This window comes from Azospirillum sp. BE72 (assembly GCF_031455875.1).
Classification (GTDB): domain Bacteria; phylum Pseudomonadota; class Alphaproteobacteria; order Azospirillales; family Azospirillaceae; genus Azospirillum.
In genome coordinates this window covers 1,255,138-1,261,550 of the sequence record NZ_JAVDTO010000001.1, presented here as the reverse complement: position 1 = coordinate 1,261,550, position 6,413 = coordinate 1,255,138, and the positions used below count along the sequence as shown (strand labels likewise).

Sequence of the window (6,413 nt, the reverse complement as noted above, 5' to 3'; positions counted from 1 at the left end):
CCGGTCGCGGCGCTGCTGGTCTCGCTCGCTTCCGGCTACAGCCACGTCTTCGCCGCCGCCACCTCGGTGGGCAAGAACGTGCTGCCGCGCGTCGCGGCGCTGCTCGACGTGGCGATGATCTCCGACATCACCGCCGTGCTCTCCGCCGACACCTTCGAGCGGCCGATCTACGCCGGCAACGCCATCGCCACCGTGCAGTCGGCCGACGCGGTGAAGATCGTCACCGTCCGCACCACCGCCTTCGAAGCGGCGGCAGCCTCCGGCAGCGCCGCGGTGGAGAGCGTCGCCGCCGTCGGCGATCCTGCCCTGTCGAGCTTCGTCTCGGCCGAGCTGTCGAAGTCGGAGCGTCCGGAGCTGACCTCCGCCCGCATCGTCATTTCCGGCGGTCGCGGCATGCAGTCGGGCGACAACTTCCACCTGCTGGAAGCGATCGCCGACAAGCTGGGTGCCGCGGTGGGCGCCAGCCGCGCGGCGGTCGATGCCGGCTTCGTGCCGAACGACTACCAGATCGGCCAGACCGGCAAGATCGTTGCGCCGGACCTCTATGTCGCCGTCGGCATCTCGGGCGCCATCCAGCATCTGGCCGGCATGAAGGACAGCAAGGTGATCGTCGCCATCAACAAGGACGAGGAGGCGCCGATCTTCCAGGTCGCCGACTACGGCCTCGTCGCCGACCTGTTCAAGGCCCTGCCGGAGCTGCAGCAGGCGCTGTGACCTCCACCCTCTCCCGCCTCCGCAGCGGGAGAGGGCAATCTGCTTGCCGCGACGGGCCGGCTGTTCTATCGCTGGCGGCACAACAACCCGACAGCGGCAGGACGCCATGAGCATCGACGGCATCACCGGACTGGACCATCTGGTCATCGCAACCCGCGACCTCGACGCCGCGCGCGATGCCTACAGCCGGCTTGGATTCACGGTGACGCCGCGCGGGCACCATACGCAGCTGAAATCCGCCAACCACACCATCCTGTTCCCGACCGGCACCTATCTGGAACTGCTGGGCATCGAGGAGCAGCGGCCTGCCAACGCCCATTACGCTGCCTTCCTGCGCCAGCGCGAGGGGATCGCCGCCATCGCGTTGAAGACTCCGGATGCCCGCGCCGCCGCCGGGCCGCTGTCCGCCGCCGGCTTCCCCGCGCCGGAGTCCGTCGATTTCGGCCGGCCTGTGGAACTGCCGGAGGGCACGCGCGACGCCAGCTTCACCATCACCCAGATCGATCCCGAAGCCACGCCGGCCGGCCGTGTCTTCCTGTGCCAGCATCACACGCCGGATCTCGTCTGGCGCCCCGACCAGCTGGAGCATGCCAACAGCGCCATCGGACTGGAAGCGCTGGTGATCGCCGCCGCCGATCCCGACGCGGTCGCTGCGACCTATGCCAGGCTGCTGGGCGGCACGGTCACCGACCGCGGGGCGGCACGCGTGGTGGAGCCCGGCCAGCCCGGCGACGGGCAGGTCCCGGTGATGGTCGCCACGCCGGACCGGCTGCATTGGGCCTGGACCGCCGATCCGGCCTTCGCCACCCCCCTTCCCTTCTTCGCCGGCTTTGTCGTGCGCGTCGCCGATCCGGTGAAAGCCCAGCAAGCCCTGCAGAAGAGCAAGGTGCCGACCGTGGTCGGCGGCGGCGTGATGCGGGTGAACTCCCCCGGCGCCTGCGGTGCGATGATCGCATTCGCGCAGGATTTCGACCTCGACGCCCTGATTCCCTGAGTTCCTGAGCCGGCGGTAGCCCCATCCGGTCCATATCGATACCGATATGGACTAGCGACAATTCGCGTCGAATTGGGCATAGGACTGGCAAAATTGCTTGTGTAGTGTCCAGCGACAGTGGCGCCCACGGACGGGCGCCGGCTGTGGAGATGGACATGATGGCAGTGGGCGGGACCAGGGATGCGGCGGGGGCTCCGGGGGCGGAGAACCACCCGATGCCGGATCCACTGTTCGACGCCCTGCCCGTTCCCGCTCTGATGCGCGGCGACGATGGCCGACTCTGCGGCAACCGCTGTTTCCTTGCCCGCTACGGCAGCGCGGACGCCATGCCGGCCGATCTGGCCGATGCGCCCCCCGGTACGGTGCGGGAGGTTTCCACCGGCCCCGGCGCGGGCGAGCCGCGCGACCTGCTGGTCCGTGTTGGCGGCCCTCCCTGGATCGCGACGGTGGAGGACGTGACCGACCAGCGCCGTACCGCCCGCAGCCTTGATCTGGCGACCGAGAAGCTGGAGGAGGCGTATCACACCGCCAAGCTCGGCTACTGGGAATACGGCATCCGATTGGGCGAGCTGATGCTGACCGACGCCGCCCTTGCCGTTCTGGGGCATGGCCGCGACCGCTTCGCCCGAGGCTTCGATGCCTTGCTGGGCATCCTGCATCCGGACGACCGGCCGCGCTTCGGCAACATGCTGGAAAGCGTCGTCGACAACCCCAAGCGGGTATATGTCGAATATCGCGTCCATGACGGCGACGGGCGGGTCCGCTACGTCTCCTCCTCCTGCGCGCCACGGCTGGATACGGATGGGCGGCTGACCCACGTCTTCGGCGTGATGATGGACAGCACCGAACGGGCCGAGGCGGCGGCACAGCTGGAGGCCGCGAAACAGCGGCTGGAGGAGGCATACCGCACCGGCCATCTCGGCTATTGGGAATACGGCATCCACAGCGGCACGCTGGTCTGGAACCGCGAGGCCTTCGGCATCTATGGCCAGGACCCGGAACGGTTCGAGCCGACCTTCGACCGCCTGCTGGATATCCTTCACCCCGACGACCGCCTGTCCTTCGGCAACATGCTGGAAAGCGTGATCGGCAATTCCAAGCGCGTCTACGTCGAATACCGCGTGATCGATCCCGCGGGAGAGGTTCGCTACGTCTCCTCCTCCTGCGCGCCCCGCTTCGACCTGGATGGACGTCTGACCCACCTGTTCGGCGTGATGCTCGACACCACGGAACGGGCACGCGCCGCGGACGCCCTGCGCGCAGCCAAGGACCGGGTGGAACAGGCCTATCGCGACCTGCAGGACGCCCAGGACAGCCTGGTGCAGACCGAAAAGATGGCCTCGCTCGGCCAGTTGGTCGCCGGGGTGGCGCATGAGGTCAATGGGCCGGTCGGCGTGGCGCTGACCACCGCCTCGCACCTGTTGAGCCGGGCGGAGGACGTGAAACGCCAGTTCGCCGCCAACGCGCTGACCCGCTCGGCCCTGGCCGGCTTCCTGGAGGTGGCGCAGGAGGCGGGTCAGCTTCTGGTCGGCAACACTGAGCGGATCGCATCGCTGGTCCACATGTTCAAGCAGGTGGCCGCCGACCAGACCGGCGACGAGCGCCGCACCTTCTATCTGCGCGAATACACCGAGGACGTATTGCTGAGCCTGCACACGCAGATCGGTTCGTCCGGCCACCGGGTGGAGCTGATCTGTCCGGAAGCGCTGCAGTTGGAGAGTTTCCCCGGCGCCTTCGCCCGCGTGCTGACCCATCTGGTGCGCAACGCACTGATGCATGCCTTCCGGCCGGAGCAGAGCGGCCGGATCGTCATTGACATCCACGCCGACGGCGACGACTGGATCGAGGTGGTGCACAGCGATGACGGACAGGGCATCCTCGAGGCCGACCTACCGCGGATCTTCGATCCCTTCTTCACCACCGCACGCCATGCCGGCTGCGTCGGGCTGGGGCTGCACATCGCCTACAATCTGGCGACCCAGACGCTGGGCGGTCAGTTGAGCGCCGGTAACGCCGCCGACAACGCCGCCGGAGGGGGCGCCGTCTTCATCCTGCGGGTGCCGCGGCAGGCGCCGGACCTCGTCTGAGGCGTCGAATCCGAGCTCAAGCCACCGTCTGGCGTTCGCGCAGCAGCGGCTCCAGCGCCTCGGCGACGGCACGGCGCAGGTCGGCGGCGATCACCGGCTTGTGCATGACGCGGAAATTGCCGGCCTCCGCCTCCTGGGCGCGGGCCGGCGCGGTATCGCCGGTGACCAGGATGCCCGGCAGGATGCGGCCAAGGGCCAGCCGCACCTCGCGGATCGCTTCGGTCCCTGTGCGGCCGTCGCGCAGGCGGTAATCGGCGACGATCAGGTCGGGAGGCGGTCCGCGATGGGCGAGATCCAGCGCCTCGGCGCAGGATTCGGCGGCCAGCACCGTGTAGCCCCATTCGGCCAGCATGGCGCGCAGCCCCTCGCGCACGATCCCGTCATCCTCGATCACCAGCACCGTGGTCGCGAAGGCCGGGCGCGGCGCGGAAGCCGGGGAGAGCGCCTTGGCGGCGGGCGGCGCGGCCATCGGCACTTCGACCGAAAAGACGGAGCCCTGTCCGGGCATGGAGCGGACCGCCACCGAATGGCCGAGCATGACCGACAGCCGCCGCACCACCGCCAGTCCGAGGCCGAGACCCTGGTCGCGGTTGCGGCTGGCATTGCCGACCTGCACGAACTCCTGGAAGATGTCGTCCTGCTGGTCTGCCGGGATGCCGATGCCGGTGTCCCACACCTCGATCCGCAAGTTCCCGCCGCGGCGGCGGCAGCCGATCAGGATGCGCCCCCTGTCGGTGTAGCGCAGCGCGTTCTCCACCAGATTCTGCAGGATGCGTCCCAGCAGCATCGGGTCACTGCGCACATGGGCGCGGCAGGGCACGATGTGCAGGATCAGCCCCTTCTGGACGGCGACGGACCGGCTGTTGGCGGCCACACGGTCCATAACCTCGGACAGGGCGAACACCTCCACCTCCGGCACCACGGCGCCGGCCTCCAGCCGGGAAACGTCGAGCAGACCGTCCAGCAGCATCTTCAGCGCGCCGAGCGCCCGCTCCATGGTGCCCAGAACGTTGCGCGTCATTCCATCCGTGACACGGCCGGACAGCACCTCCATCAGCAGCATCAGCGACTGGACGGGCTGGCGCAGGTCGTGGCTGGCGGCGGCGAGGAATTTCGATTTGGCGACATTGGCGCGATCGGCCTCCCGACGGGCGTCGGCCAGCGCCGCCTGGGCGCGCTTGTGCTCGGAAATGTCGCGGACGGTCGCGATCAGGCTGACCAGCCGGTTGTCGTGGTCGCGCACCGGCGAGGCGCTCAGTTCCAGACAGCGGGGATCCTCCGGACCGTCGCCTGCCCGCGCCAGTTCCACCCGCGCGTCGCGGCCGACGACGATGGCGTCGCGCAGCGGCTGCAGAGCCGCCCGGTCGTTCGTGGCCCGCTCCAGCGCCGTCAGGGCGCCGCTGCCCATCAAGCCCGACATCGGCGTGCCCAGCAGCTTTTCCAGCGCCGGGTTGACATAGACGATGGGCATGCCGGGCTGGGTCGCATCGGCGATCATGATGCCGTCGTTGCTCCAGGCCAGCGCACGGTTGCGGACGCGCAGGGCCCGGTCGGTGTGGCGCCGCCATTGCAGTTCGACGATGAAGGCGACGATGAACAGCAGGATCACCACCGTGGTGGCGACCGCCCAGCCGATATAAAGGCGGGCATTGTCACGCCAGGGTCCGAAAACCGTTTCCACCGATTCGCCGACGATCGCGATGACCGGATAGTCCGGGGCCGACCGGAAGGCCATGATGCGCTCCACCCCGTCGACCGGGCTGACCATGCGAAGGTGGCCGATGGGGTTCTGTTTCACCGCCTGCCAGAGCTCGGAGTTGGCGGTGCCACGGCCGGACACGGAATTGGAACTGACATTGCGGGCGATGATGACGCCATCCGTGCGCAGCAGCGCCGCCGCCCCATCCGGAGGAAGCCCCAGCACCCGAAAGTAGCGAACGAAGGATTCGACCGGAATGTCGGCCACGGCGATGCCGGCGAAGGTGCCGTCGCCATTCTCCAGCCGGCGCGAAACGGGGATCAGGGCATCCTGCGTCTCCGACGACGCATAGGGCATGCCGATCACCAGTCCGCGCGGCGCGCTGTCGCGGGCGATGCGGAATTCGTCACGGTCGGTGACGCTGCCCTGGAAGGTCGCCCGTCCGCCGCCCATGGTCAGCAACCCGGCAGAATCATAGACGCGCACACCCACCACCAGACCTTCCTCGAAGGCGCGGCGGGTGTCCAGGCGCATGGCCCGGTTGCGTTCCGTATTGGCGATCAGATCCAGCAGAAGGTCGTCGACCCGGCGGAAGGTGGAGATCGCATGCTCCTCCACCAGTCGGGCGACGACGGCGGTCTTTTCATGGACCGTGAGGTCCAGCAGCCGCTCCTCCCGCTCCAGCCGGTCGAGCAGAATCCACCACAGGGCGGCGATCGCCAGCACGACCGCCAGGGCGGGCAGGACCAATCGCCCGCCGAAACCGGAAAAAAGCCAGAGCGCCCGCTTCACGTATACCCCGAACGCAGTGGATCGTCCGCCGGCCGCGTCCATCGGCGAAAGGCGGACGGCGGCGGCAGGCGGACGCAAGCATGCCGCAACGCAGGTGCGGACGCAACGGCGTTACCGGGAAGGTGGC

Annotated in this window: 4 protein-coding genes; 3 read left to right on the top strand and 1 reads right to left on the bottom strand. The window is 68.8% G+C overall.

Annotation, left to right across the window (positions count from 1 at the left end):
- The 3 genes from J2Y49_RS06170 to J2Y49_RS06160 form a co-directional block, all read left to right on the top strand.
- Window positions 1-714 (top strand): FAD-binding protein (locus tag J2Y49_RS06170; protein WP_310113273.1); only part of this gene is annotated, 714 nt, incomplete at its 5' end.
- Between the two features lie 106 nt (window positions 715-820).
- Entirely contained in the window at window positions 821-1,708 is an 888-nt protein-coding gene (locus J2Y49_RS06165; protein WP_310113271.1) for a VOC family protein, read from the top strand.
- A 215-nt stretch (window positions 1,709-1,923) separates the two neighbouring features.
- Window positions 1,924-3,795, top strand: a complete 1,872-nt coding sequence (locus tag J2Y49_RS06160; RefSeq protein WP_310113269.1) for a PAS domain-containing protein — start codon at window positions 1,924-1,926, stop codon at window positions 3,793-3,795.
- A gap of 16 nt (window positions 3,796-3,811) precedes the next feature.
- On the opposite strand, the gene J2Y49_RS06155 is transcribed toward J2Y49_RS06160, so the two are convergent.
- Window positions 3,812-6,244 carry an ATP-binding protein gene (locus J2Y49_RS06155; protein WP_310113268.1) on the bottom strand — a complete coding sequence of 811 codons (2,433 nt, stop codon included), beginning with the start codon at window positions 6,242-6,244 and terminating at the stop codon, window positions 3,812-3,814.
- Between the last annotated feature and the right edge of the window lie 169 nt (window positions 6,245-6,413).

Bases quoted from the DNA above. Each gene is read 5' to 3' on its own strand.
- J2Y49_RS06160 (WP_310113269.1), top strand. From the start codon at position 1,924: ATGCCGGATCCACTGTTCGACGCCCTGCCCGTTCCCGCTCTGATGCGC.
- J2Y49_RS06165 (WP_310113271.1), top strand. From the start codon at position 821: ATGAGCATCGACGGCATCACCGGACTGGACCATCTGGTCATCGCAACC.